Here is a 25,440-nt window from a genome sequence, read left to right on the forward strand (position 1 = left end):
CGATCAGGCGGAGGCGGAAGCCTGCGGGGTCTTCTCTTGGCGGATCAGCGCTTCGAATTCCGGACGGAAGTGCTTGATCATGGCGCGCACCGGCATGGCCGCTGCGTCACCCAGTGCGCAAATGGTGCGGCCCTGGATGTTGTCCGCCACCGAATTGAGCAGGTTCAGGTCGCCATCGCGCCCCTGGCCATGCTGGATCCGGTCGATCACGCGCCACATCCAGCCCGTGCCTTCGCGGCACGGCGTGCACTGGCCGCAGGACTCGTGCGAGTAAAAATAGGACAGGCGCAGCAGGCTCTCGACCATGCTGCGGGAGTCGTCCATCACGATGACCGCGCCCGAGCCCAGCATGGAGCCGGCCTTGGCGATGGAGTCGTAGTCCATCGTGCATTCCATGATGATGGAAGCCGGCAGCACCGGTGCGGACGAGCCGCCGGGAATCACGGCCTTGAGCTGGCGGCCCTTGCGCACGCCACCAGCGAGTTCGAGCAGCTTGGCGAAGGGCGTGCCCAGGGGCACTTCGTAGTTTCCGGGCTTTTCCACGTCGCCGGAGACCGAGAAGATCTTGGTGCCGCCGTTGTTGGGCTTGCCGCATTCAAGATAGGCAGCACCGCCGTTGCGGATGATCCACGGCACGGCCGCGAAGGTCTCGGTGTTGTTGATGGTGGTGGGCTTGCCGTACAGGCCGAAGCTGGCCGGGAACGGCGGCTTGAAGCGCGGCTGGCCCTTCTTGCCTTCCAGCGATTCGAGCAGCGCGGTCTCTTCGCCGCAGATATAGGCGCCGAAGCCGTGCGCGGCATGCAGCTGGAAGCTGAAGTTGCTGCCCAGGATCTTGTCGCCCAGGTAGCCTGCGGCGCGTGCCTCTTCAAGCGCTTCTTCAAAACGGTCGTAGGTCTGGAAGATTTCGCCGTGGATGTAGTTATAGCCCACGGAGATGCCCATCGCGTAAGCCGCGATGATCATGCCCTCGATGACGATGTGCGGGTTGAACTGCAGGATGTCGCGGTCCTTGCAGGTGCCCGGCTCGCCTTCGTCGGAGTTGCACACCAGGTACTTCTGGCCCGGGAACGACCGGGGCATGAAGCTCCACTTGAGGCCGGTGGGGAAGCCCGCGCCGCCACGGCCGCGCAGGCCCGATTCCTTGACGGTGGCGATCACCTGGTCCTGGGTGAGGCCTTCGCCTTCGCCCTGCGCCAGGATCTTGCGCAGGGCGGCGTAGCCGCCACGCGCTTCGTAGTCCTTGAGGCTCCAGTTCGTGCCGTCCAGGCCCGCATAGATCTGCGGGTTGATGTGGCGGTCGTGGAAGCAGGTCTGGACGCCGGTGGCCTGGAACTGCGAGAGGATCTGTGCGGCGGTGGTCATGCTTGTCCTTCCGCAGCGCGCAGGCCATCCACAAGCTGGTCAAGCTTGTCGTTGTCCATGAAACTGCACATGGTGCGGTCGTTGACCAGCATCACGGGCGCATCGGCACAGGCACCCAGGCATTCGCACTGCTGCAGCGTGAACAGGCCGTCGGAAGTGGTCTCGCCCATGGCCACGCCGAGCTTCTTCTCGAGGTGGTGCAGCGCCTTCTGGCCGTCGCGCAGCTGGCAAGGCAGGTTGGTGCAGACGTTGAGCTTGTACTTGCCCGTCGGCTGCTGGTTGTACATGTTGTAGAACGTGGTGACTTCGTGCACCGCGATCTGGGCCATGCCGAGGTACTCGGCGATCACGGCCTCGCTCTCGACACTGACCCAGCCCTGCTCCTGCTGCACGATGGACAGGCAAGCCATCACGGCCGACTGCTTCTGCTCGGGTGGGTACTTGGCGACTTCGCGCGCAAAACGGGCAAGCGTCGTCTCGGTGATGGCGGTGGCGCCAGCGGTCTGGTTCTTCGATTCGGTCGTACTCATCGGTCAATCTCTCCGAACACGATATCCATGGTGCCGATGATGGCCACCGCGTCGGCGATCATGTGGCCGCGGGCCATTTCATCGAGCGTGGCCAGGTGCGCGAAGCCAGGCGCACGGATCTTCAGGCGGTAGGGCTTGTTGGCCCCGTCGCTCACCAGGTAGATGCCGAACTCGCCCTTGGGATGCTCGACGGCGGCATAGGCCTCGCCCTCGGGCACATGGAAACCTTCGGTGAAGAGCTTGAAATGGTGGATCAGCTCTTCCATGTTGGACTTCATGGATTCACGGTCGGGCGCAGCCACCTTGTGGTTGTCGGTGATGACCGGGCCGGGATTGGCGCGCAGCCAGTCCACGCACTGCTTGATGATGCGGTTGGACTCGCGCATTTCCTGCACGCGCACGAGGTAGCGGTCGTAGCAGTCACCCGTCTTGCCCACGGGCACGTCGAAGTCCATGCGGTCGTAAACGTCGTAGGGCTGGGTCTTGCGCAGGTCCCAGGCGATGCCGGAACCACGCAGCATGGGGCCGGTCATGCCCAGGTTCAGCGCGCGTTCGGGCGGCACCACGCCGATGCCCACGGTGCGCTGCTTCCAGATGCGGTTGTCGGTGAGCAGGGTCTCGTATTCGTCCACACAGGCCGGGAAGCGCTGGGTGAAGTCGTCGATGAAGTCGAGCATCGAACCCTGGCGGTTCTTGTTCATGGCCTCCAGGGCCTTGGCGTTCTTGATCTTGCTGACCTTGTACTGCGGCATGGAGTCCGGCAGGTCGCGGTACACGCCGCCCGGACGGAAGTACGCCGCGTGCATGCGCGCGCCGGAGACGGCTTCGTACATGTCGAACAGGTCTTCGCGCTCGCGGAAGGTGTAGATCAGGATGGTGGAGCTGCCGCAGTCGTTGCCGTGCGAACCCAGCCACATCAGGTGGTTCAGCAGGCGCGTGATCTCGGAGAACATCACGCGGATGTACTGGGCGCGGACAGGCACTTCCAGGCCCAGCAGCTTTTCGATGGCCAGGCAGTAGGCGTGCTCGTTGCACATCATGGACACGTAGTCCAGGCGGTCCATGTAGGGCAGCGACTGGATGTAGGTCTTGTGCTCGGCCAGCTTTTCGGTCGCGCGGTGCAGCAGGCCGATGTGCGGATCGGCACGCTGGACGACTTCGCCGTCGAGCTCGAGCACCAGGCGCAACACGCCGTGCGCTGCAGGGTGCTGCGGTCCGAAGTTCAGGGAGTAGTTCTTGATTTCAGCCATGGTGGGTCACGTGGGGCGCGGAGCGCCTTAGTGCAGGCCTCCGTACTTGTCTTCGCGGATGATGCGCGGCGTGATCTCGCGCGGCTCGATCGACACCGGCTCGTAGACCACCCGGCGCTGCTCTGCGTCGTAGCGCATCTCGACGTGGCCGGACAGCGGGAAGTCCTTGCGGAAGGGGTGGCCGATGAAGCCGTAGTCGGTCAGGATGCGGCGCAGGTCGTTGTGGCCGTCGAACACGATGCCAAAAAGGTCGAACGCCTCGCGCTCGTACCAGTTGGCCGAGTTCCAGAGATCGGAGACCGAAGCCACCACAGGGAAATCGTCATCCGCGCAGAACACCTTCACGCGCAGGCGCTGGTTCAGGCTCACGGACAGCAGGTGCGAGACCACACAATAGCGGGCTCCCTCGTTCACTGCGTCTGCATAGGCGGAATAGTCCACGCCGCACAGATCGATCAGCTGCTCGAAACGGCAACCCTCCGCATCACGCAGGACGCGCATGGCATCGAGGTAGTCGGCGGCAGCAACGACCACCGTGACCTCATCCAGGGCCACGGTGATCTGGCGCACTTTCGCGCCCAACGCCGCGGCAATGTTGTCTTTGAGGTTTTCGGGCCGAATGGCAACAGCAGTCATCATCAACCCTTCAGACGCGAGCAATGGTGTTGGTGCGGCGGATCTTCTGCTGCAGCTGGATGATCCCGTAGATCAACGCTTCGGCCGTGGGCGGGCAGCCGGGCACGTACACGTCCACGGGCACGATGCGGTCGCAGCCGCGCACCACGGAATAGCTGTAGTGGTAGTAGCCGCCGCCGTTGGCGCACGAACCCATCGACAGCACCCAGCGGGGCTCCGACATCTGGTCGTACACCTTGCGCAGGGCGGGCGCCATCTTGTTGCACAGCGTGCCGGCCACGATCATCAGATCGGACTGGCGGGGGCTGGCACGAAACACCTCCGCACCGAAGCGGCCGATGTCATAGCGCGCTGCGGCGGCATGCATCATCTCCACCGCACAGCACGCCAGGCCAAAAGTCATGGGCCACAGAGAGCCCGTCTTGGCCCAATTCACCACGGAGTCATAGCTCGTGGTGATGAAGCCTTCCTTCATCACGCCTTCAATCATTGCATCATCCTTGTTGAGGCCCGCTCATTCCCAATCCAGGGCACCCTTTTTCCACTCGTAGGCAAAGCCCACGACCAGGATGGCCAGGAAAATCACGACGGCCACGAAGCCGGCGATACCCACCTCATGCAGCGTCACCGCCCATGGGAAGAGAAATGCGATTTCGAGATCGAAAAGAATGAAGAGAATGGCCACGAGGTAGTAGCGCACGTCAAACTTCATGCGCGCATCCTCGAAGGCTTCAAAGCCACATTCGTAGGGGGAGTTCTTCGCGGCATCCGGGCGGTTGGGGCCCAGTATGTAGCCGAGGACAAGGGGGACAACGCCGACGGCGATGCCGACCAAGATGAACAAAAGGACGGGGAGGTACTGATCGAGGTTCATCTTGAGGATGTGCTCACCGCTGTGGCCTTGCCCGTCAGGACCCGAGCCGGGTCATGCAGGCAGGCCTTTGTTTTGGTGCCGTCGGCGAGACTCGAACTCGCACAGCTTTCGCCACTACCCCCTCAAGATAGCGTGTCTACCAATTTCACCACGACGGCTGTTTTTTGCATCTGGATGGCATGAGGAACCTTGCGGTTTTGGCTTTCCAGACAATCCAGAATTCTACTCCGGAAAAACCCTGCTTCGGCTTACGAAGCCCAATTTAGTGCAGATTATTTGGTGGGGATCTGCGCGGCGCCTGAAGCGGGCACCGCAGGAGCCACAACAGCATCCGAAGCCGAGGCCGCAGGAGCACCCGCGGGCACTGCAGCAGCCGGGCTTTCCAGCACGCTGCCCGAACTGGCGGGACGCGCATTGCCAAAGTAGGCCAACGCCAGCGTTGCAACAAAAAACACCGCAGCCAGGACTGCCGTGGTGCGCGACAGGAAATTGGCACTGCCGCTGGCGCCGAACAGGCTTCCGGAACTGCCGCTGCCAAATGCCGCCCCCATGTCCGCACCCTTGCCATGCTGGACAAGGATCAGGCCAATCATCCCCAGGGCCGTCAGCATCTGCACCGCCAAAACCACATTCACGATCACGTTCATTCTCTGTTCACTCCTGATTGAATAGCTGGAAGGGCCGCCTCAACGGGCAGCCGCAATAATTTGCAGGAAATCGGACGCCTTCAGCGATGCCCCCCCGACGAGGCCGCCATCGATGTCAGGCTGCGCAAGCAATTGCGCCGCATTGACGGCATTCATGCTGCCGCCGTACAGCAGGCGGATGCGGTCGGCGTGCTCGCTGGCCGCAGACAGCTGCGCACGCAGCACCGCGTGCACGGCCTGCGCCTGTTCCGGCGTGGCCGTGCGGCCCGTGCCGATCGCCCAGACCGGTTCGTATGCCACCACCACTTCGCTGATGCAATGGCCATTGAGATGGATCACCGCCGCCAGCTGGCGCTTGACCACGGCCTCGGTCTGGCCGGCCTCGCGCTCCTGCAGGGTCTCGCCGACACAGACAATGGGCGTGATGCCCGCGGCCAGTGCCCGCTGCGCCTTCTCGGCAACGGCGACATCGGTTTCCCCATGGTACTGGCGGCGCTCCGAGTGCCCCACCAGCGCATAGCGCACGCCAAATTCCTTCAGCATGGCAGCCGAGACCTCGCCGGTGTACGCCCCTGCATCGTGCTGCGACACATCCTGGGCGGCAATCGCCACCACGGATCCGAACGCGACGGACTGCGCCTGCGCCAGATACGGAGCAGGCACGGCGACAGCGACGTCGCAGGCCGCGCCCTCAAGGCCGGCAATGATGCCTTTCAACAAGGCATCGTTGGCAGCCAGGCTGCCGTTCATCTTCCAGTTGCCTGCGATGAGTTTTTTCTTGCTGTTCATGGTCACCACGTCAAAACAATCTTGCCGATGTGCTGGTTCGACTCCATCAGGGCATGGGCCTTGGCGGCATCCGCCGCGGCAAACGTGCTGTGGATGACGGGACGCACCCTCCCCTGCGCCAGCAAGGGCCACACATGCTCACGCAACGCGCGGGCGATGGCGCCCTTGAATGCCACGGGACGCGGGCGCAGGGTGGAACCCGTGATGGTGAGCCGGCGCCGCAGCACCAGGCCCGCATTGAAGTCACTCTTGACACCACCCTGCACCGCGATGATGACGATGCGCCCGTCTTCGGCCACGCACTCCACCTCGCGCGCCACATAGTCGCCAGCGACCATGTCCAGCACCACGTCCACGCCCTTGGCCTGCGTGATGCGCTTTGCTTCCGCCACGAAGTCCTGCGTCTTGTAGTTGATGGCATGGTGGGCCCCCAACTGCAGACAGGCCGCGCACTTGTCGTCGCTGCCCGCCGTGGCAATGACGGTCGCTCCGAACGCCCGCGCCAGCTGTATGGCAGTCACGCCAATGCCGCTGGTGCCCCCCTGGACCAGCAGGCTTTCGCCCGCCTGCAGACGCCCCCGGTCGAAGACGTTGCTCCACACGGTAAAGAACGTTTCCGGCAACGATGCCGCCTCGACGTCGCTCAAGCCCTCGGGCACGGGCAGGCACTGCGCGACAGGTGCCACGCACCACTGCGCATACCCCCCGCCCGCCACCAAGGCACAGACGCGGTCGCCCACGCCAATGCCCGCCTGCGCCATGGCCGCAGGATCACCCGACTCCACCACGCCCGCGACCTCCAGGCCCGGCAGGTCCGAGGTGCCGGGCGGCGGAGCATAGTGCCCCAGTCGCTGCAGCACGTCAGGGCGGTTGATGCCGCTGGCGGCAACACGGATCAGCAACTCGCCGGCGCCCGGCTGCGGCATGGGGCGCTCCCCCAGCTGCAACACCTCCGGCCCACCAAAGGATGTGATCTCGACAGCACGCATGTTGCGATTCCTTGGACAGTTGGTTGATTGGTTTGTTTGAGTGATTTTGATTGCCAGCGCCCTTTTCACAAGCGCCAGCAGCTACAAAATCAATAGCAAATCACCAACTCAGCCCACGATCTGCCCGGAGCCGTTGTCCGAAGGCAGGGATTGCTGTTGTTGTTGTTGCTCCGCCGGCTGGCGACCACCGTCGCGACCCTGGTCACGGCGAGGCTCACGGTCACCGCGCTCCGCGGGAGCAGGACGATCGCTGCCACCCGCCGGGCGGTCGGCCAGCACCTTCATCGACAGTTTGATGCGGCCCTTCTCATCGGTCTCCATGACCTTGACCTTCACGATCTGGCCTTCGGTCAGGTAGTCGGACACCTTCTCGACACGCTCATGGGCGATCTGGCTGATGTGCAGCAGGCCATCCTTGCCGGGCAGCAGGTTGATCAGCGCGCCGAAGTCCAGGATCTTGGTCACGGGACCTTCGTAGATCTTGCCGATCTCGACCTCGGCCGTGATCTGCTCGATGCGCTTCTTGGCTTCGTCCGCCTTGGCAGCGTCAGTGGCCGCGATGGTGATGGTGCCGTCTTCCTCGATGTTGATCTGGCAGCCCGTTTCCTCGGTCAACGCACGGATCACGGCGCCGCCCTTGCCGATCACGTCGCGGATCTTCTCGGGGTTGATCTTCATGGTGTAGAGCTTGGGCGCGAAGGTGGACACCTCGGTCTTGGCTTCGCCCATGGCTTCCTGCATCTTGCCCAGGATGTGCATGCGTGCTTCCTTGGCCTGCGCCAGGGCGACCTGCATGATCTCCTTGGTGATGCCCTGGATCTTGATGTCCATCTGCAGCGCGGTGATGCCGCCGGTGGTACCCGCCACCTTGAAGTCCATGTCGCCCAGGTGATCCTCATCACCCAGGATGTCGGTCAGCACGGCGAAGCGGTTGGCATCCTTGATCAGGCCCATGGCGATACCCGCCACGTGGGCCTTCATGGGCACGCCGGCGTCCATCATGGACAGGCAGCCGCCGCAGACCGAAGCCATGGACGAAGAGCCATTGGATTCGGTGATTTCCGACACCACGCGCATGGTGTAGGGAAATTCTTCCTTGGTGGGCAGCACAGCCACCAGGGCACGCTTGGCAAGGCGGCCGTGGCCGATTTCGCGGCGCTTGGTCGAACCCATGCGGCCCACTTCGCCCGTGGCGAAGGGAGGCATGTTGTAGTGCATCATGAAGCGGTCTTCGTACTCGCCAGCCAGGGCGTCGATGCGCTGCGCATCGCGCTCGGTACCCAGCGTGGTCACGACCAGCGCCTGGGTTTCGCCACGCGTGAACAGCGACGAGCCATGGGCGCGCGGCAGCACGCTGCTGCGGATTTCGATGGGGCGCACAGTGCGCGTGTCGCGGCCGTCGATGCGGGGCTCGCCGGCCAGGATCTGGCTGCGCACGATGCCCGCCTCGATGTCGAACAGCATGCCTTCGACCTTCACGGCATCGAACTCGACGCCATCGGCCTTGAGCGCTGCCATCACGGCGGCGTAGGACTCGCGGCAGGCCTGGGTGCGGGCCTGCTTGTTGCGGATCTGGTAGGCGGCGCGCAGCTTGTCGTCGGCCAGCGCAACCACCTTGGCGATCAGGGCTTCGTCCTTGGCGGGCGCTTCCCACTGCCACACGGGCTTGCCAGCATCGCGCACCAGTTCATGAATGGCGTTGATGGCCACATTGCCTTGCTCATGGCCAAACACCACGGCGCCGAGCATGATTTCTTCGGACAGTTGCTGGGCTTCGGATTCGACCATCAGCACGGCTGCTTCGGTGCCGGCCACGACCAGATCCATCTGCGAGCTCTTGCGCGCCGTCTGGCCGGGGTTGAGCACGTACTCGCCATTGATGTAGCCCACGCGTGCGGCGCCGATGGGGCCGTTGAACGGGATACCGGAGATGGCCAGCGCCGCACTGGTGGCGATGAGGGCAGCGATGTCAGCATCCACTTCGGGATTCAGCGACACCGTGTGGATCACCACATGCACTTCGTTGAAGAAACCCTCGGGGAACAGCGGGCGGATCGGGCGGTCGATCAGGCGGCTGGTCAGCGTTTCGTGCTCGCTGGGCTTCGCTTCGCGCTTGAAGAAGCTGCCGGGGATCTTGCCGGCGGCGTAGGTCTTCTCGATGTAATCCACCGTCAGGGGGAAGAAGTCCTGGCCGGGCTTGGCGCCCTTGGATGCCACCACAGTGGCCAGCACCACGGTGTCATCAATGTTCACCAGCACGGCGCCAGAGGCTTGGCGTGCGATTTCGCCGGTTTCCATGACGACGGTCTTGTCGCCCCATTGGAAGGTCTTGGTGACTTTGTTGAAAATGCTCATGTTCAGCTCCTTTTTTAATAGCTGGTAGCGCTCTACCAGACTGCGGCGGAGAGCAATTCAGAACACGATGCCATTCCAGTGGACCTGCCTGCTGCCCTGCGGCGGCAACCCCATTGGAATGACACAGCTTCGCTCTGTTTTGCGGCTCCGAAGTAAAAAACGCCTGAGCTAGCGGACTAACCCAGGCGTTTTCGCATGCAATGAAGATTACTTGCGCAGACCCAGCTTGGCGATCAGCGCGGTGTAACGGTCAGCGTCCTTGGCCTTCAGGTAGTCCAGCAGCTTGCGGCGGCGGCTCACCATGCGCAGCAGGCCGCGGCGACCGTGGTGGTCCTTGGCGTGCGTCTTGAAGTGAGGGGTCAGTTCGTTGATGCGGGCCGTCAGCAGGGCCACTTGCACTTCTGGACTGCCAGTGTCGTTGGCAGCACGGGCATTGGCCTTGACGACTTCGGCCTTGATGGAGGATGCGATCATAATTTTTCCTTGATGGAGTCTCGACAGACTTGCCGAGCCTTGGTTTTTACTTGCGCCAGCAGCTGGAACGGCCGCAGGCGTGCGTCTTGCACCATGCAAAACTTGTCGATTATAACCCCCACGTGGAATTCTTGCCCCGCCCAGGTTCCCGCCCCACACCTGAAAGCCCCCTCATGACGCAACTTGACGCTTTCCTTTCACACACCACAGTCCGCCATGCCTTGCTGGCCACAGGCGTCGCTTTGGTCCTGATCACAAGCCCTGGCTACGCACTGGCCAAGCGCTCTGCCAGTGACACCGCCACCACCGCCAACACCTCTTCCAAGAAGAAAAGCGTTAGCAAAGTCACCTATCAGCGCAGCAGCTCCGAAGAGACACCCGCCCAGCGTGATCGCCGGATGTACCGGGAATGCAAAGGCATGCACAACGCGGGGGCTTGCCGGGGGTATACGAGATAGGGAGAAGGAGCGCTCGGTGCACACCAACAGCACCGTTCATCTCGGCCTGCCAGCCACTCGTCAGACTTAGCCCCTGACATCAATGAGACAGGCCTAGCATCCACCAATATGCAGGTATCGCAATATCAATTCAGCACGCTTGGCGCCCACCACGGCGGTTGGCAACAACCACACGCTTTCCGAGGGTTCACCGTCATCGAATTGATGGTGGTGGTTGCCATTCTGGCCATTCTCACCGCCCTGGCGACGCCCAGTTTCACTCCGTTGATCGAACGTTGGCGCGTGCGACAGGCGGTGGAGGGCCTCCAATCCTCGCTGTACTACGCGCGCTCCGAGGCTATCAAGCGCGGGGGTAGAGTTTCCATTCGCAAGGAGCCCACGGGAACCAGCGGCTGCACCTTAGCAGCAGATAATGACGAATGGGACTGTGGCTGGGTTGTCTTTGTTGACACCGACAGCGACGGCACCCAGGACCCAGGCGAAGAAACCCTACAGAGTTTCACCATGCCGCCCAATGTGACAGCCTCTCGCACCAGTGGGGGCGCCAGCATTCAATTCGACCGGTGGGGCCGGGTCACCGGACCCTTCATTGGATTCAGCGTGGTTCCATTGCATAAAACGCTTTCGGACCCTGCTGCCCGAGGCCTGTGCATGAGTTCGGGCGGACGCATCAGAGTCATTACAGATCTCCCTTGCACTTCCGGTTGAACAACATGCAAACCCCCTTCATCCACCCCCAACGCGGCATCACCCTGATCGAATCCTTGGTGGCCATTGTTGTTGCCGCACTGGGCATTCTGGGAATCCTGGGTGTGCAGATGCGCACTCTTACTGACACTTCAACCACCGTACGGCGCGCACAGGCTGTCAGACTGATAGAAGACTTGGGCGAACGCCTTAAAGTCAACCCCAACGCCCTGGGCAACATCAACAACTACGCGGTAGGTTGGCGCTCGGGTGCCGCCCCTACTGCGCAAGCCTCCAAGCTCTGCGATACCGGCACCTGCACCCATGCCGAGTTCGCCGCCTACGATGTGCGCGAATGGAAACGAACCGTAGAGCGCGCCCTACCTCTAGGCAATGCCAGTATCTTTTTTGCCCCAGGAGACAACACCGTCGGCAACCGTCGCCAGCTAGGCGTTTTGATTAGTTGGCGCGAGAACGAGCGTGAAACCAGCAGTGCATACAAGGACAGCTTGAGCACCACATCCGCAGCCCTGGGGGGCGACGGTACTACTGCGACAACCTGCCCTACAGACTTCACCTGCCACTTACAGTACATCCCAGTTAGCAGCCGTTGCGCACCGTACTTTGCAGATACGGCAGTCCAGTATTTCTGCCCAGGTCCCAAATCCTGAAGGAGACATTCATCCATGTGTACTCCATCATTTGTAAGCATGCTGACAACAAAACACATGCACCCAGGGCATGCCGTTCAGCGCGGCGTCACCTTGATCGAATTGCTGGTGGGCATTGTCATAGGCCTGCTCACCGTCGCTGTGGCAATGGGCGCCCTCATGGTCTCGCGCGGTATTTCAGGCACAGTCAGCGATTCCAGCGACATCCAGCAACAGGCATCCTATGCTTTTCGCGTCATGGGCCAACAGCTTCGTCAAGCCGGCTCCCTCAAACTCAAATTGTCGGCAGCCAAGGTAGAAGGCGACACCACTCCCACCATAGTAGGGGACCGTGTGGCATTTGAAACCGACTTCGTGGCGACCTCAGGAGATGGCAGCGCCTTCACCCTTTCCACGGATACTCTGAGCGGTAAGGATTCGCCCAGCGCGACAGAATACAAGCTCACAACCGGCTACCGCAACTATAAAGAACTTGTTTACCACCCCAAGGACCCTCTCAAGCCGAGCGAATCCCTGCAGCGCAATTGCTTGGCAGAAAACGGCACCGACGCGTTGATACAAAGCCGCTTTGTATTGAAGAACAACGAACTGCACTGCGCCGGTACAGGCAATTCGCAACCCCTTGTACGCAATGTCGCCAACTTTCAGGTCCGCTATCTCATGCAAAGCAGTGCGGGAACAGGCAACCCGCAGATGCGCTACGTCGATGCCACCACCGTGGGCGCTACAGGCTGGCCTCAGGTCTTTGGCGTGGAGGTGTGCCTAGTGCTCTATGGCAGCGAATCCCTCGACCTACCCACGAACAGCACCTACACCGACTGCGACGGTACGACGGCCGTCAACATGACCTCCCTCGCCGCCCCCCGCAACCGGCGCATGCACACAGTGTTCCGTAACGTATACCAACTGCGCAGCCAAGGGCTGTCAGGCTGATCCACACACCACACAACCACGTTCATGCAACGCATGCCCTCCCCCTCTTTTCGACAATCTCAGCGACACCAGCGTGGCATCTCGCTGTTCATCGTCATCGTCTTTGTCATGCTCTCCATGCTGTTGGCGTTGTGGGCCTCGCGCACGTCGATGTTCAACGAAATGGTGGTAGGCAACGATGCCGACTATCAGCGCGCGTTTGAAGCCGCCCAGGCCTTGTTACTCGACGCAGAGTTGGACATTCGCGGTGAAAAGGCCGATGGCAGCGACTGCCGCATACCCACCGCCACGGCGTGCCGCAATGGCAATTCCACCCAAGCACAAATTCCGTTGGAAGCCAAGGAGACCGCAGCCCTTTTGGCAAAACTGGAAGGAATCACCTCAGGCCCGCGCTGTATTGATGCCCTCTGCCTCAAGCGCCCTGGTAGACAGGATTTTTGGAACAACACCGGTAGCACCCCCGACCTCACTACCCCTGGCGAAGACGTGTCGCTGGAACAAATGATGGTTAGTACCAATGCCAACCGTATAGGTGCACGCTACGGCCAATACTCCGGTGCCAACGTTGGCAGCGCTAGCAACCCCATCCTGCAAATAGGCAACAAAGGCGCGGATACCACCAGGAACAATGAAGGTGGCTGGTACTGGATTGAAGTGCTGCCCTACGACAGTGATGCCGACAAATCACGCCTGATTGCTGATGGCCTCAACAACTTGGCTCTCAACCTGCAACCCAGCGTTGTGTACCGAATTACTGCAGTGGCGCACGGACGCAAACTCAGAAACGAGGGCGGTGTAGATGTGCCCGTTACCCGCGTGGTGCTGCAGCAAACCTATGCTCGTCAAAAACTCGTGGACTGAATTACTATCAAATCAAGAGCATTCAGCCCTTAGCACTTAAGCCCTGCAGTAGATTTCAACCCAATTCGACTTGGAGCACATAATGCCCCGTCCGACGCAACCTCACCCCAATTTCAAAAAGACGCTGCTCGCCATCGCGGCTAGTGCGGCACTTGCACCGCATGGTGGGTGGGCGCTTGATTTTGCACAATCTCCACCAGGCACAGTCACGCCCTACGTTGCACCCAATGTGATTATTTCTGTCGATGACTCAGGCAGCATGGACTTCCGTCTGGACATGGAAAGCGAAAACGGGGCAACCGGAGAAACTGCTCCACTAGCAACTCCGACCCCCACGGACCCAAACAAGAAGACTTGGCCTACGACCAGCCGCCGCATCAACGTGTTGAAGTACGCACTGAAGAATGTGTTCAACGATACAACCTTGCTGCCTGATGGAAAAATCCGCCTCGCTTGGCAAGTCATGTGGAACAACGGGGGCTCACCCGGTGTCGGCCCCCGGCAAAGGGATGACAGCAATACTCTTCGTGGCCTTGCGGGAGCTACTAGCGTAGACAGCGCTACGATGGGTGAAAACTCGATGCGCGTGCTCAAAGACGACGCAACAGTTACCCATCGCCAAAACTTCAAGAATTTCATTGACAAATTGAAGCCTGGCAATGGAACGCCAACTCATCGTATGTTTAAGCAGGCCGATGACTACATGCGGCGCACGCTAAGCGCGAACGGTCCTTGGGCCACCAAACCAGGCGATAGCAGTACTACCGCAGAGTATCTTGGTTGCCGTCGAAACTACCACATTGTGATGACTGATGGCAGATGGAACAATTACGTCAACACTTATGCGGCAGGCGGCAACATAGATACCCCTGGAACAGTGGACTTGCCAGATAGTACTAAGTATGGTTCCAGCACCACTACCGGCACCACAAATTACACAAAAATGTACCGCGATGGCACGGACAACACCTTGGCTGATTGGGCCTTTAAAAGTTGGTCACAAAGACTCCAGCTTCCCGCTGACTTGACCGGCACGATATTGCCAGAGCCGGAGTATGACCAGGCACCGGCAACTGAGACCATCGGGGGCGTGGCTCTGCCAAAGTACTGGAATCCAAAATACAACCCTGCGACTTGGCCTCATATGGTGACCTACACCATTGGCTTCAGCAAGATGGCCTATGAATGGAAGACCGATTTTTCCGACGCCAAGTACAACATCACACGCCCCACGGAGATGGTGCCGTTCGGTTATGACGGCGACTTTCCAAATCTGGTCAAGGGAGACAAGACTTGGCCTGCCATGAGCAACGAAGACCGCCGTTCGCTAGACCTATGGCACGCTGCTCTCAATGGCCGCGGTCGCTTCTTCGCCGTAGAACAAGGCGAAGATCTGGAAAAAGCCTTCCGCATGATCATCCAGCAGATCAATACCCAGAACGAACCTGACCGGGGTTCCACCGCCACTAGCGGTAGCAATGCGTCCCGTAACGACGTGGGTAAATACGTGGCGAACTACATGCCCAAAGAGGCTTGGAGAGGTTGGGTTGAAGCGGAAACCGTGAAAAAGGACGGCACCACAGTGCCCGCGGTGGGGTGGGCAGGCAAAACAACGGCCGACCTGCTGGATGCCACAGGTTTCAGTGTCGGCAGTCGCCTTATCTTGAGTTGGAGCAGCAAACAAATTGACGCTACGACGGGTCAGGAAAAAGGGGGGGTGCCATTCAAATGGGCTAGCGATGAAACTAACCTTAGCACCGCGCAAAAAGCACTTCTCAATATGAAGAGTGATGGCACCACTGATGCCCTAGGACAGGACCGCCTGAATTATGTGCGCGGTGATCGCACCAAGGAGGGAACGGAAAGCCCGGCCAATTACCCATCCACCAACCCCTTCCGTCAACGCAAATCTCGCCAAGGGGATATCGTCAACTCCGAGGTCTGGTATGTGGGCGCACCCGTCAGCAACTATGCTTGGAAAGGCTATACCGCTTTTACGCGCGCGCAGAAGGATCGCTTGCCCATGATCTACGTGGGTGGAAACGATGGCATGTTGCACGGTTTTTCGGCCGAGAATGGCTCAGAGAAGGTGGCCTACGTGCCCCGTGGGGTGATACCTGCCGTGGGCCGCCTCGCTGACCCCGCTTTCAACCAGAATCATCGCTACTATGTAGATGGCTCTCCCATGACCGGTGATGTGGACATGGGCACCGGTGACACCACGGATCCCACTTACGCCCCCAACTGGCACACGCTACTGGTCGGATCGCTAGGCGCTGGTGGGAAGGGGTTCTTTGTGCTGGACGTGACCAACCCGGGCAATATCGCGGGTGATGACGCTGGCAACTTTACCGAAGGCAATGCCCAGCAACTGGTAGTGATGGACAAGACGCGTCATGCCACCGAGGCCACCACCAGCGTGGAGGATTGCGAGAACACGGTCATCACCCCTGTCACCAAGAAAGAGGCATGCCTGGCTCTTGCCGACATGGGACACATCTTTACCAAGCCGGTGATGGACGAGGCAAACCCGCAGCGTACGACGCAAATCGTGCGCTTGAACAACAACCGCTGGGCGGCGGTGATGGGTAACGGCTACAACAGCAAAAGCGGCCGGCCCGTGCTGCTGGTCCAGTACTTGGATGGCAGCAAGGAACTGTTGCGTTTAGTGGCTACGGGTACCACCGCCACGAATGCCCACCTCGATACCACCGACAATGGCCTCTCCGCACCGCGCCTCGTAGACATCAACGGCGATGGCCGCCCCGATGTGGTGTATGCAGGTGATCTCAAGGGCAACATGTGGAAGTTCCTGCTCACCAGCAATGACGATACCGCCTGGGGTGTGGCGCGATGGGGTAGTTCTGCCGCGACCACCACCAACCATACGACCAGCGGAGTGCCACTGTTTACCGCCAAAGGGGGCACGGAAGGCTCCCCTGATTCGCGCACGTTGGCGCAACCGATAACCATCGTGCCCACAGTGCGTGCCAATGACCGAAAGAAGGAAATCGATATCGGTGGCGGCAAAAAAGAAACTGTATCGGTGGGTGGACTGATGGTTGCCTTTGGCACAGGAAGCAACTTGGCAACGTACAACGCGAGCAACCCGAACGACCCCAACACCCCCGTCAACGCGAACAAGCAGACCTTGTACTCGGTGCTCGATAACACACGCTACAAGCTGGTAGGCACCAAGAAGGACCGTGTGGAAGTTTGCGCATCCTCTACCGACGCACCTTGCAACAAGCTGGTGAAGTCGAGTGCGGACCTGCCAGCACCGGTTACCCAGTCGAGTCTGGTCCAACGCACAATTCCCACTGCGTCCGTGAACACCCGCGATGGTCATGAGTTCTGGACCATTACCGATGCCACCGTACTGAATTGGGGAACCAGCAGCGGTTGGTACATGGACCTGCCCCAGACCCGCGAACGCCTGCTCAAGCCTATCGAATTCTATGACGGCAGCAACCTGCTGACCGTCTTCTCGCAGGTGCCGGCCAAGGGCTCCAGACTAGACCCTGCCGTTGAAACATGCGAAGCAGGCACGGTGGACAAGGAACGCCAATACATGACCCTTATCAACATCATGGATGGCAAGAAGCCCAGCGTGCAGATCATGGATACGGATGGCAATGGCAAATACAACTTGGCAGCCGACCAAGGAGCATCGAGAGTGTCCGTCACTGCTGGCGCACAGACCATGATCAAGCGTGGAGAAAAGATGCGAGTCACTGGGAAAAAACCTGACGGGACAGACGACAGTTTGGACAACGCCCTCCTCCCAGAACAATCCATGCGCCCCAGCTGGCGTCAAATGCAATAAACCAGCTTTAGCAGGAGCACACTGTCTTATGAAAAGGCAACATCGGGGCTTTACGCTGATTGAGCTAATGATTGTGGTGGCAATCGTTGGCATCCTCTCAGCCATCGCTTTCCCCAGCTACACGGAGTACATCCGGCGGGGTCACCGCGCCGATGCTCGCGCAGGCCTTCTTCAGGCGCAGCAGTGGTTGGAGCGGGCCTCCACGGCGAACGGCGTGTACCCGACGACTCTTCCAAACTCTCTTCAATGGCGTCTTGCGGATGGAACCCTCGATCCAAACAAACGGTACACCTTGTCCATTGGTGGTCCCGCGACAACATCCTCATTCACATTGACCGCCACACCCCGAGGCGCGCAAATTGGGGACAAGTGCGGGAACTACACATTGACCCACACGGGCATACGCGGCGCGAACGGCAAGATTCAAACTGACGCTGGCTTTGACGCCACATGCTGGAGCAAGTAAGCACTGCGCTACCATCCTGGAGCAATGACCACTACAGCGCTCCACTATGCGAACCAAGCGCTTGGGCTAGCCGCCCAGGCGCTTTTTCTTTCCAGCCCCAATCCTCGCGTTGGTTGCGTCATCACCGCTCCCGACGGTGAGGTGCTGGGCCGAGGATTCACTCAGCGTGCTGGTGGCCCCCATGCAGAAATCATGGCGCTGCGCGATGCCGCAGCAGCTGGCCGCGACGTGCGCGGTGCCACCGCCTATGTCACCCTGGAGCCATGCTCTCACCATGGCCGCACCGGTCCATGCTGCAATGCATTGATCGAAGCCGGGATTGCAAAAGTGGTGGCATCCATCACCGACCCCAACCCTCTGGTCGCAGGCCACGGATTCGAGCGATTGCGGGCGTCGGGTATCGAGGTTGTCGTGGGCCCAGGGGCAGAAGAATCACGCGAACTCAACATCGGCTTTTTCAGCCGCATGGTTCGGGGCACGCCATGGGTGCGGCTCAAGACGGCAGCGTCCCTGGACGGCACCACGGCGCTTCATAACGGCGCCAGCCAGTGGATCACCTCGCGCACGGCGCGCGCGGATGGGCATGCCTGGCGGGCAAGGGCCTGTGCCATTCTGACCGGCATTGGCACCGTGCTGGACGACAACCCCCGCCTGGACGTCCGGGAAGTACCTACACCCCGCCAGCCCCATGTGGTCTTGGTGGATAGTCAATTGCAGCTGCCCCCGCATGCCAACCTGCTGATGGGCGGACGTGATTGCCTTGTCTACACAGCCAACACAAGCAAGGAAAAGAAGGCCGCCTTGGAAGCTCGCGGTGCCACGGTGATCCATCTGCCCAATGCAAGCGGCAAAGTGGATCTGGCAGCGATGCTGAAAGACCTTGGCCAGCAGGGAATCAATGAGCTGCATGTGGAAGCAGGCCACAAGCTCAATGGATCCCTCGTCCGAGAAGGCCTCGTCGATGAACTGCTTGTGTACTTGGCCCCTCGCCTGCTGGGCCCCGGGCTGGGCATGGCGAGCCTGGACCCGCTCCATGCGCTGGCGGACGGGCTTGCGCTGCAGTTCACATCCGCAGAGATGATCGGACCGGACCTTCGCGTCCTGGCACGGGTCCAGGGTCGGGATAGTTTTTAATCCAGCCCTCGCGATCGCCTTCGGCCGCACCGCCCCAAGGCAGTGCAAAAGCCACGCACCAACCTCTGGCGCGCTTCTTGCTTCAATTTGGTGCAAATCTGGTGCACCCACTCAAACCGCACCAGAACGGATCAATTTACTGCAAGAGGACGTTATGGAAGCACTCAAACAGGGCACGGATGCCCTGTTCATTCTTCTGGGGGCCATCATGGTGCTGGCCATGCACGCCGGTTTTGCCTTCCTGGAGCTGGGCACGGTCCGCAAGAAGAACCAGGTGAATGCGCTGGTGAAGATCTTGGTGGATTTTTCTGTGTCCACGGTCGTGTACTTTGCCGTGGGGTACAGCGTGGCCTACGGCACGCACTTTTTCGTGGGGGCCGAGTCGCTGGTGCAGCAAAGCGGCTATGCACTGGTGAAGTTCTTCTTCCTGCTCACCTTTGCAGCGGCCATTCCGGCCATCGTGTCGGGGGGGATCGCGGAACGCGCCAAGTTCTGGCCGCAGCTCATGGCCACGGCGGTCATCGTCGGCTTTGTGTATCCATTCTTCGAGGGCATTGCCTGGAACCAGCATTTTGGCGTGCAGGCCTGGATCAAAGGGTTCGCCGGCGAGGAGTTTCATGATTTCGCAGGCTCCATTGTGGTGCACGCGATGGGAGGGTGGATCGCCCTGCCTGCCGTGATCCTGCTGGGCTCCCGCGCCAACCGGTATCGCAAAGATGGCGCCATCTCCGCGCACCCGCCCTCCAACATTCCGTTTCTGGCGCTGGGCGCGTGGGTGCTCGTCGTGGGCTGGTTCGGCTTCAATGTGATGAGCGCGCAGACCGTGGACAAGCTTTCCGGCCTGGTGGCAGTGAACTCCCTGATGGCCATGGTCGGCGGCACGCTGGCCGCCCTGGTGCTGGGCAAGAATGACCCCGGCTTCGTCCACAACGGCCCGCTGGCGGGGCTGGTGGCGGTGTGCGCGGGCTCCGACCTGATGCACCCGCTGGGTGCGCTCGTGGTGGGTGCGGTGGCTGGCGCCATTTTTGTGCTGATGTTCACGCTCACGCAGAACCGGTGGAAGATCGACGACGTGCTGGGTGTCTGGCCGCTGCACGGCCTGTGCGGTACCTGGGGCGGGCTGGCGGCGGGCATTTTTGGCAGCAAGGCGCTGGGCGGGCTCGGCGGGGTGAGCTTTTCCGCCCAGCTTGTCGGCACCGCCCTGGGCGTGGCCTGGGCACTGGCGGGCGGCTTCGTGGTGTATGGCATTCTCAAAAGCACGGTCGGCCTGCGGCTCTCGCAGGAAGAGGAGTTCGACGGTGCGGACCTGTCGATCCACAAGATCAGCGCCACACCCGATCGCGAAGTGAGCTGGTAGCCGCCGCGGCGCCAGGGCACCGCACAGCGATGCGCCCGCATCCACCCGGTCGCCACCGTGGCTGCGTTGGCGCCGCGTCTGACAAGCGCGAGCGGCGCCGCACGGTCACAATCGCGCCATGCCTGCACTGCCCCCTGCTCCCGCCGCTCCAGCGCCGTTCCTGGGCACCACCGCCCGCTATGGCTGGCTGGCCGTCCTGGCCATGTGCATTGCAAGCGCCATCACCGGCTGCGCCGGCCTGCCCAAGGATGTGGACCGGCCGGTGTCGAGCGCATTGGCGTCGCCTGCGGACACGGCCCTGGGCCAATTGGTGGAAACGCGCCGCGCGTCGGCGGGCGGCCGCCATCCTTCCGGGTTCCTGCTGCTCAGCGGGCCCCAGGCGGCCTACAGCAGCCGCCTCGCCCTGGTCGACGCCGCACAGAAGACGCTGGACCTGCAGTACTACGCCATCCACGCTGACGCCAGTACCGAGCGCCTGCTGCTGGGCGTGATCGCGGCGGCCCAGCGCGGCGTGCGTGTGCGTGTGCTGCTGGACGACTTCCACAGCACGGGGCGCGATGCGCAGGTCATGCGGCTGGCCTTCGTGCCCAACATCGAGATGCGCATGTTCAACCCGCTCACGGGTGCGCGCGGCTCGCCCCTGGGGCGCATGCTGGGCGCGCTGGGGGACTTCTCCCGCGTGCAGCAGCGCATGCACAACAAGCTCTTCATCGCCGACAACGCCATGGGCGTGACGGGTGGCCGCAACCTGGGCGACGCGTACTTCGGCAACGCCGATTCCGGCAACTTCGTGGATCTGGACGTGCTGGCGGCCGGGCCCGTGGTGCAGGACCTCTCCCGCAGTTTCGACAGCTACTGGAACAACGAGCGCGCCTATCCCGTGCAGTCGCTCGTCACGCAGCAGGAGCTTGACACCCTGCGCGAGCGCACGCGCACTTCCGACGCGGCGCGGCGGGACCGGATCGCCGGCCAGGGCGGCACCCTGGCGCCCGACAGCCAGCCGGTGCAAGACGGCAGCCAGACCACCACCGCGCAACGCGCCCGCATCTGGGACTACCAGCCCATGGACCTGGCGCAAGCGCAGTTCACCTGGGCCCCCGCGGCGGTGCTGGTGGACAAGCCCGCCAAGATCCCCCCAGACGGTACGTCCACGGGTGCGCTGCCGGAAAAAGCCCCCGCCAGGGCATCCCCCATGGCGATCACCTCGCGCGGGCCGCGTGCGGCGACGGCTGGCGCCGTGGCATCGGCGCCAGTGCCTGCACGTGGCACGGACACCGCCAGCGGCCCCCTCCCCGGCCCCAACCCACCCTCCACCGCCTCCGCCGTGCCCGGGGTGCCCGGCGCCGAAGCCCTTGATGCCCAGACCGACACCGTGGTGGACGGCCTGCTGCAGCTGATGGGCCAGGCACGGCAGGATCTGCTCATCATCTCGCCCTACTTCGTGCCCGGCCCGGACATGAAACAGGCCTTCGCGGCGGCGCGCGCGCGCGGCGTTCGGGTGCGGGTGCTCACCAACTCGCTCGCCTCCAACGATGCGCCCATTGCCCACGCAGGCTATGCGCGCCACCGCCCCGACCTGCTGGCCATGGGCGTCGAGCTGTATGAGATGCGCAGCGAACTCACGGGCGTGCTGCGGGGCGCCCTGGGCTCCACGGGCAGCACCGGCGGGGGCGGCAAGGCTGGCGCTTCTGGTGCCGTGGGCAGCTCGCGGGCCATGCTGCATTCCAAGCTTCTGATCCTGGATGGCCGCCTGCTGGCCGTGGGCTCGATGAACCTGGACATCCGGTCGCAGCGCCAGAACACGGAAATCGCGCTGCTGATCCGCAGCGGCGACCTGTCGCGCCGCGCCACCGCGCAGATCGAGGCCGCATTGCGCGAGGTCGCCTGGCATGTGCAGCTGAACGACGGCCACCTTGTATGGCGCGCGCCCGAGGGCAGCGGCCTGGCGGACGCGACGTCCGAACCCGACGCCAGCGCCCCGCTGCGGTTGATGCTGCAGCTCCTGGGCCCGCTGGCGCCCGACCACCTGCTCTAGGCACCTGTCCAGGCGCCTCTTTGCGGCACCGCGCAGTGATGCGCGGCTAGTCCCCGGCCCGCAGCGCCTCCACCCAGGCGGTGATCGCCCGCTGGTCCGTCATCGTGCGCACGTGCTGGTAGGCGGCCTCGGCTTCCGGAAAGCGCCTGCGCAGCAGATTGAGCCACTGCTTGAGGCGCCCCGCGCGCTGGCGGGGCTCCAGGTCCTCGCACACCAGTTGCCAGAAGGCCGCGATGTGCGCCAGCAGGTCGCTCCAGGCCACCGTGTCCGAACCAGGCCGGCCCGCATCGGCCGCACGGATGGCTCGGGCCAGCCCCGGGTCTGCCACCATGCCGCGCCCGAGCATGAGCGTGGCGCAGCCCGACACCTCGCGGCAGCGCAGCGCATCGGCCACCGTCCAGATCTCGCCATTGGCCACCACCGGTATCTGCACCGCCGCGCGGATGGCGGGAATGTGCTCCCAGTACGCCGGGGGCCGGTAGCCATCGGCCTTGGTGCGCGCATGCACCACCAGCTCGGCGGCGCCGCCCGACTGCATCGCCTGGGCGCATTCGCGCATCAGCCCGGTGTCGTTGAAGCCCAGCCGCATCTTGGCGGACACCGGCAGGTGCGAAGGCACCGCGCGGCGCACGGCGGCCACGACGGCGGCGATGCGTTCGGGCTCCTGCAGCAGCGCGGCGCCGCCACCATGGCGGTTGACGACCTTGGCAGGGCATCCAAAGTTCAGGTCGATCCCCTCGGGCCCCAGGTCCGCCAGGCGGGCCGCGTTCTCGGCCATGCTGACCGGATCGGAGCCCAGCAATTGCGCACGCACCGGCACACCCGCGAGCGTGCGGCTGCCGTTGCGCAGCTCGGGCACATAGCGCAGGAACACCTTGTCGGGCAGCAGGGTGCCGGTGATGCGGATGAACTCGGAGACACAGCGGTCCACCCCGCCCACGCGGGTCAACACATCACGCAGCACAAAATCCAGAAGCCCCTCCATGGGGGCAAGCAGCAAGGTCATCGCGAGAAAGGCCGCCGCGCCCTGCGCCCCGCACGGGGCGCGGCCGGCACACAGCCAGGATATGAATCAAAAAGGGCCACAATGCTTGATGCACAAGCGCTAGCAGCTATTAAATATATAGCATCCATCCCCCAGGGCCCTGCACGGCCGGGGAGCAGCCCGCCATTGTGCGGCAGCGAGGTCATCACCGCGTCACGGCGGACTGATGCAATCGCCGCCATCCACCCGTGAATGGAGGCTCCCATGCTGCTACAAAAAACCGAAAAAGCCCGCCTGGAACTCTTGCCCGGCGTCCGCACCCTGAGCCTGCGCGAGCGCTCTCTGCTGCTGCTGGTCGACGGCAAATCGCTGTCGGACCTGCAGGCCATGTACAACGGCATCGGCGCGCAGATCGTCGACAACCTCATGCGCCAGGGCTATCTGGCCGGCCCCGCGGCCGGGCTGCCCTCCGCCGCGCCCTCGCCCAGCACCGCGCCACCGGGCGGGCCATCGGTCCAGCGCCCGGAGCCTGGCGAATCCCTGCGCTCGCTCGCCGGTGCGCGCATGTACCTTTTCGACACCTGCGAGCGGCTGTTCGCGCGCCGCGACCCCACGCTGGCAGAGCAGTTCCGCCAGGCGCTGCGCGCCGCCAAGGACCGCACGAGCATGCTGGACGTGGGCGAGGCCATGTTCGAGGAAGTGGCGCTTGCCGCCGGCGCCGAACGGGCCGCGAGCCTGCGCGAAAGGTTCGAGCAGCTGCTGCCCCGGCACGCGCAGTCCTAGACGCCCCGGGGCAATGGAGTGGAGACGGGCCGGGCCGTCCGTCAGGCGGCGGCCAGGCGCCACAGCGACGTGACCTCGGCCGCGCGGGCCGCATGCAGCGCATCGCCCGCATCTGCCGCCTTGGCATGGCCCGGCTTCACATCGTGCCGGCCCCGCACCACCAGCCCCGCATCGGCAATCCACTGCAGCAGCTGCTCACGCGGGCGCAAGCCCAGGTGCTCGGCCAGGTCCGACAGGATCAGCCAGCCTTCGCCGCCTGGCTCCAGGTGCTCCGGCAGGCCCGCCAGGAAGCCCTTGAGCATGCGGCTGCCTTCGTCGTACACCGCGTGTTCGATGGGCGAGCTGGCGCGGGCCGGCACCCAGGGCGGGTTGCACACCACCAGCGGCGCGCGCCCCGGGGGGAACAGGTCGGCCTGCAGCAGTTCCACCTGGGCAAGCACACCCAGGCGCTGCAGGTTCTCGCGCGCGCAGGCCAGGGCGCGCGGGTCCTGGTCGGTGGCCACCACGCGCTGCACGCCACGGCGCGCCAGCACCGCAGACAGCACCCCGGTGCCCACGCCAATGTCAAAGGCCAGTGTCTTGGTGGGCAGCGCCGTGTCGGCGACCAGGCCCACATATTCGCCGCGCACGGGCGAGAACACGCCGTAGTGCGGGTGGATGCGGTTGAGCGGCGGCGCACCCAGGGCGGGCACTTCCACGCCTTTCTTGCGCCACTCGTGCGCGCCCACCAGGCCCAGCAGCTCGCGCAGCGTGGCCACCGAACGCTCGCCCGTGGCCGGGCCCCAGGCCTCGGTGCACGCCTGGCGCCAGTCGGGCGCACGGCGCAGGTCGATGCCGTAGTCGCCTTCGAGCGGGATGAGCACCGACGCCAGCACCCGCGCGCGCTGCGCCTGCGCCTGGCGGTGCAGGTGAAAGGCCTCGGCCGGGGTGGCGGCAGCGGCTTTGTCGGCCGCCCTGGCGGCGGACTTGCGGGGTCTGGCCGACTTGCCCCCCTTGCCGGACCTGGCATCGGCCCGGCGCATCAGCGCCTGCAGCAGCATGCGGGCGTTCTGAAAGTCGCCCTGCCACAACAGGCCGGTGCCTTCACAGGCCATGCGGTAGGCCGTGTCGGCGGCCAAGGTATCGTCAGCGGTGACGATCCGGCGCGGGGCCGGGGCACCGCTCTCGGAGCGCCACTGGACTTGTTGAATCTGGCCCTGGCGGCTCCATTCGATCATAGGAAGAAGTGTGGGCATCAGATTGCTATTGCTTCGGGCGTTAACAGCAGCCCGTGAAACTGGCGCGGCCCCTGCCAAGGCCGCCGCGCAAGGGCCGCCCCGCCGCGCTGGCGGCGTCCCC

At 62.9% G+C, this 25,440-nt stretch carries 24 protein-coding genes and 1 tRNA gene; 11 read left to right on the forward strand and 14 right to left on the reverse strand.

The genetic code is table 11. The features are described 5' to 3' along the window. Window positions 1-3 precede the first annotated feature (3 nt). The 12 genes from nuoF to rpsO all read right to left on the reverse strand — a co-directional run bounded on the left by nuoF (window position 4) and on the right by rpsO (window position 9,906). Window positions 4-1,362, reverse strand: a complete 1,359-nt coding sequence (nuoF, locus tag AC07PV_RS14500; RefSeq protein ID WP_218340158.1) for an NADH-quinone oxidoreductase subunit NuoF — start codon at window positions 1,360-1,362, stop codon at window positions 4-6. Then, the gene (nuoE, locus tag AC07PV_RS14505; protein WP_218340157.1) at window positions 1,359-1,892 is read right to left on the reverse strand and encodes an NADH-quinone oxidoreductase subunit NuoE; all 534 of its coding nucleotides are present in this window, start codon (window positions 1,890-1,892) and stop codon (window positions 1,359-1,361) included. The genes nuoF and nuoE overlap by 4 nt, the downstream gene beginning before the upstream one ends. Beyond that, the gene (locus AC07PV_RS14510; RefSeq protein WP_218295515.1) at window positions 1,889-3,142 is read right to left on the reverse strand and encodes an NADH-quinone oxidoreductase subunit D; all 1,254 of its coding nucleotides are present in this window, start codon (window positions 3,140-3,142) and stop codon (window positions 1,889-1,891) included. The genes nuoE and AC07PV_RS14510 overlap by 4 nt, the downstream gene beginning before the upstream one ends. A 27-nt stretch (window positions 3,143-3,169) precedes the next feature. Next, entirely contained in the window at window positions 3,170-3,778 is a 609-nt protein-coding gene (locus AC07PV_RS14515) for an NADH-quinone oxidoreductase subunit C (protein ID WP_218295516.1), read from the reverse strand. 10 nt (window positions 3,779-3,788) lie between these two features. Continuing rightward, window positions 3,789-4,268 carry a NuoB/complex I 20 kDa subunit family protein gene (locus tag AC07PV_RS14520; protein WP_007849129.1) on the reverse strand — a complete coding sequence of 160 codons (480 nt, stop codon included), beginning with the start codon at window positions 4,266-4,268 and terminating at the stop codon, window positions 3,789-3,791. A 24-nt stretch (window positions 4,269-4,292) separates the two neighbouring features. Continuing rightward, complete coding sequence (locus tag AC07PV_RS14525; RefSeq protein WP_055393226.1) at window positions 4,293-4,652, reverse strand: NADH-quinone oxidoreductase subunit A; 360 nt, start codon at window positions 4,650-4,652, stop codon at window positions 4,293-4,295. A gap of 73 nt (window positions 4,653-4,725) precedes the next feature. Beyond that, window positions 4,726-4,810: transfer RNA gene (locus tag AC07PV_RS14530), tRNA-Leu, on the reverse strand. 114 nt (window positions 4,811-4,924) lie between these two features. After that, window positions 4,925-5,299 carry a preprotein translocase subunit SecG gene (secG, locus tag AC07PV_RS14535; protein ID WP_218295517.1) on the reverse strand — a complete coding sequence of 125 codons (375 nt, stop codon included), beginning with the start codon at window positions 5,297-5,299 and terminating at the stop codon, window positions 4,925-4,927. Between the two features lie 39 nt (window positions 5,300-5,338). Further along, window positions 5,339-6,088, reverse strand: a complete 750-nt coding sequence (tpiA, locus tag AC07PV_RS14540) for a triose-phosphate isomerase (RefSeq protein WP_218295518.1) — start codon at window positions 6,086-6,088, stop codon at window positions 5,339-5,341. Window positions 6,089-6,090: 2 nt separating this feature from the next. Continuing rightward, the gene (locus tag AC07PV_RS14545) at window positions 6,091-7,077 is read right to left on the reverse strand and encodes an NAD(P)H-quinone oxidoreductase (RefSeq protein WP_494630579.1); all 987 of its coding nucleotides are present in this window, start codon (window positions 7,075-7,077) and stop codon (window positions 6,091-6,093) included. Window positions 7,078-7,185: 108 nt separating this feature from the next. Next, window positions 7,186-9,432 (reverse strand): polyribonucleotide nucleotidyltransferase, encoded by a 2,247-nt coding sequence (pnp, locus tag AC07PV_RS14550; protein WP_218295520.1) that lies wholly within the window; start codon window positions 9,430-9,432, stop codon window positions 7,186-7,188. Window positions 9,433-9,639: 207 nt separating this feature from the next. Next, on the reverse strand, window positions 9,640-9,906 hold the full coding sequence (gene rpsO / locus AC07PV_RS14555; RefSeq protein WP_005793232.1) for a 30S ribosomal protein S15: 267 nt from the start codon (window positions 9,904-9,906) through the stop codon (window positions 9,640-9,642). A 173-nt stretch (window positions 9,907-10,079) separates the two neighbouring features. On the opposite strand from rpsO, the gene AC07PV_RS14560 reads away from it, so the two are divergent. The 10 genes from AC07PV_RS14560 (at window position 10,080) to AC07PV_RS14605 (ending at window position 22,334) form a co-directional block, all read left to right on the forward strand. Continuing rightward, complete coding sequence (locus tag AC07PV_RS14560; protein WP_218340304.1) at window positions 10,080-10,364, forward strand: hypothetical protein; 285 nt, start codon at window positions 10,080-10,082, stop codon at window positions 10,362-10,364. A 108-nt stretch (window positions 10,365-10,472) separates the two neighbouring features. Next, the gene (locus tag AC07PV_RS14565) at window positions 10,473-11,072 is read left to right on the forward strand and encodes a GspH/FimT family pseudopilin (RefSeq protein WP_218340154.1); all 600 of its coding nucleotides are present in this window, start codon (window positions 10,473-10,475) and stop codon (window positions 11,070-11,072) included. Window positions 11,073-11,077: 5 nt separating this feature from the next. Beyond that, on the forward strand, window positions 11,078-11,722 hold the full coding sequence (pilV, locus tag AC07PV_RS14570) for a type IV pilus modification protein PilV (protein WP_218340153.1): 645 nt from the start codon (window positions 11,078-11,080) through the stop codon (window positions 11,720-11,722). Window positions 11,723-11,761: 39 nt separating this feature from the next. After that, window positions 11,762-12,655: a PilW family protein gene (locus AC07PV_RS14575; RefSeq protein WP_255591108.1), complete on the forward strand. Its 894-nt coding sequence runs from the start codon at window positions 11,762-11,764 to the stop codon at window positions 12,653-12,655. A gap of 24 nt (window positions 12,656-12,679) precedes the next feature. Further along, complete coding sequence (locus tag AC07PV_RS14580) at window positions 12,680-13,516, forward strand: pilus assembly PilX family protein (protein WP_255591107.1); 837 nt, start codon at window positions 12,680-12,682, stop codon at window positions 13,514-13,516. Window positions 13,517-13,598: 82 nt separating this feature from the next. Next, entirely contained in the window at window positions 13,599-17,342 is a 3,744-nt protein-coding gene (locus tag AC07PV_RS14585) for a pilus assembly protein (protein WP_494630580.1), read from the forward strand. Window positions 17,343-17,370: 28 nt separating this feature from the next. Then, complete coding sequence (locus AC07PV_RS14590; RefSeq protein WP_218340151.1) at window positions 17,371-17,808, forward strand: type IV pilin protein; 438 nt, start codon at window positions 17,371-17,373, stop codon at window positions 17,806-17,808. Window positions 17,809-17,832: 24 nt separating this feature from the next. Further along, window positions 17,833-18,942 carry a bifunctional diaminohydroxyphosphoribosylaminopyrimidine deaminase/5-amino-6-(5-phosphoribosylamino)uracil reductase RibD gene (gene ribD, locus AC07PV_RS14595; protein ID WP_494630582.1) on the forward strand — a complete coding sequence of 370 codons (1,110 nt, stop codon included), beginning with the start codon at window positions 17,833-17,835 and terminating at the stop codon, window positions 18,940-18,942. A 154-nt stretch (window positions 18,943-19,096) separates the two neighbouring features. Further along, window positions 19,097-20,299: an ammonium transporter gene (locus AC07PV_RS14600; RefSeq protein ID WP_218340149.1), complete on the forward strand. Its 1,203-nt coding sequence runs from the start codon at window positions 19,097-19,099 to the stop codon at window positions 20,297-20,299. A 118-nt stretch (window positions 20,300-20,417) separates the two neighbouring features. Next, complete coding sequence (locus AC07PV_RS14605) at window positions 20,418-22,334, forward strand: phospholipase D family protein (protein ID WP_494630583.1); 1,917 nt, start codon at window positions 20,418-20,420, stop codon at window positions 22,332-22,334. Between the two features lie 46 nt (window positions 22,335-22,380). Here AC07PV_RS14605 and AC07PV_RS14610 read toward each other — a convergent pair whose 3' ends face one another. Then, window positions 22,381-23,340 (reverse strand): tRNA dihydrouridine synthase, encoded by a 960-nt coding sequence (locus AC07PV_RS14610; RefSeq protein WP_369642971.1) that lies wholly within the window; start codon window positions 23,338-23,340, stop codon window positions 22,381-22,383. A gap of 243 nt (window positions 23,341-23,583) precedes the next feature. On the opposite strand from AC07PV_RS14610, the gene AC07PV_RS14615 reads away from it, so the two are divergent. Next, the gene (locus AC07PV_RS14615) at window positions 23,584-24,102 is read left to right on the forward strand and encodes a hypothetical protein (RefSeq protein ID WP_218295532.1); all 519 of its coding nucleotides are present in this window, start codon (window positions 23,584-23,586) and stop codon (window positions 24,100-24,102) included. Between the two features lie 41 nt (window positions 24,103-24,143). Here the strand turns inward: AC07PV_RS14615 and AC07PV_RS14620 are convergent, their stop codons facing one another. Further along, window positions 24,144-25,319, reverse strand: a complete 1,176-nt coding sequence (locus AC07PV_RS14620) for a methyltransferase (protein WP_494630785.1) — start codon at window positions 25,317-25,319, stop codon at window positions 24,144-24,146. Window positions 25,320-25,440: the final 121 nt, after the last annotated feature.

Source organism: Acidovorax sp. GW821-FHT09A11, from assembly GCF_059418365.1.

Bases quoted from the DNA above. Each gene is read 5' to 3' on its own strand.
- nuoF (WP_218340158.1), bottom strand. From the start codon at position 1,362: ATGACCACCGCCGCACAGATCCTCTCGCAGTTCCAGGCCACCGGCGTC.
- nuoE (WP_218340157.1), bottom strand. From the start codon at position 1,892: ATGAGTACGACCGAATCGAAGAACCAGACCGCTGGCGCCACCGCCATC.
- AC07PV_RS14510 (WP_218295515.1), bottom strand. From the start codon at position 3,142: ATGGCTGAAATCAAGAACTACTCCCTGAACTTCGGACCGCAGCACCCT.
- AC07PV_RS14515 (WP_218295516.1), bottom strand. From the start codon at position 3,778: ATGACTGCTGTTGCCATTCGGCCCGAAAACCTCAAAGACAACATTGCC.
- AC07PV_RS14520 (WP_007849129.1), bottom strand. From the start codon at position 4,268: ATGATTGAAGGCGTGATGAAGGAAGGCTTCATCACCACGAGCTATGAC.
- AC07PV_RS14525 (WP_055393226.1), bottom strand. From the start codon at position 4,652: ATGAACCTCGATCAGTACCTCCCCGTCCTTTTGTTCATCTTGGTCGGC.
- secG (WP_218295517.1), bottom strand. From the start codon at position 5,299: ATGAACGTGATCGTGAATGTGGTTTTGGCGGTGCAGATGCTGACGGCC.
- tpiA (WP_218295518.1), bottom strand. From the start codon at position 6,088: ATGAACAGCAAGAAAAAACTCATCGCAGGCAACTGGAAGATGAACGGC.
- AC07PV_RS14545 (WP_494630579.1), bottom strand. From the start codon at position 7,077: ATGCGTGCTGTCGAGATCACATCCTTTGGTGGGCCGGAGGTGTTGCAG.
- pnp (WP_218295520.1), bottom strand. From the start codon at position 9,432: ATGAGCATTTTCAACAAAGTCACCAAGACCTTCCAATGGGGCGACAAG.
- rpsO (WP_005793232.1), bottom strand. From the start codon at position 9,906: ATGATCGCATCCTCCATCAAGGCCGAAGTCGTCAAGGCCAATGCCCGT.
- AC07PV_RS14560 (WP_218340304.1), top strand. From the start codon at position 10,080: ATGACGCAACTTGACGCTTTCCTTTCACACACCACAGTCCGCCATGCC.
- AC07PV_RS14565 (WP_218340154.1), top strand. From the start codon at position 10,473: ATGCAGGTATCGCAATATCAATTCAGCACGCTTGGCGCCCACCACGGC.
- pilV (WP_218340153.1), top strand. From the start codon at position 11,078: ATGCAAACCCCCTTCATCCACCCCCAACGCGGCATCACCCTGATCGAA.
- AC07PV_RS14575 (WP_255591108.1), top strand. From the start codon at position 11,762: ATGCTGACAACAAAACACATGCACCCAGGGCATGCCGTTCAGCGCGGC.
- AC07PV_RS14580 (WP_255591107.1), top strand. From the start codon at position 12,680: ATGCAACGCATGCCCTCCCCCTCTTTTCGACAATCTCAGCGACACCAG.
- AC07PV_RS14585 (WP_494630580.1), top strand. From the start codon at position 13,599: ATGCCCCGTCCGACGCAACCTCACCCCAATTTCAAAAAGACGCTGCTC.
- AC07PV_RS14590 (WP_218340151.1), top strand. From the start codon at position 17,371: ATGAAAAGGCAACATCGGGGCTTTACGCTGATTGAGCTAATGATTGTG.
- ribD (WP_494630582.1), top strand. From the start codon at position 17,833: ATGACCACTACAGCGCTCCACTATGCGAACCAAGCGCTTGGGCTAGCC.
- AC07PV_RS14600 (WP_218340149.1), top strand. From the start codon at position 19,097: ATGGAAGCACTCAAACAGGGCACGGATGCCCTGTTCATTCTTCTGGGG.
- AC07PV_RS14605 (WP_494630583.1), top strand. From the start codon at position 20,418: ATGCCTGCACTGCCCCCTGCTCCCGCCGCTCCAGCGCCGTTCCTGGGC.
- AC07PV_RS14610 (WP_369642971.1), bottom strand. From the start codon at position 23,340: ATGACCTTGCTGCTTGCCCCCATGGAGGGGCTTCTGGATTTTGTGCTG.
- AC07PV_RS14615 (WP_218295532.1), top strand. From the start codon at position 23,584: ATGCTGCTACAAAAAACCGAAAAAGCCCGCCTGGAACTCTTGCCCGGC.
- AC07PV_RS14620 (WP_494630785.1), bottom strand. From the start codon at position 25,319: ATGATCGAATGGAGCCGCCAGGGCCAGATTCAACAAGTCCAGTGGCGC.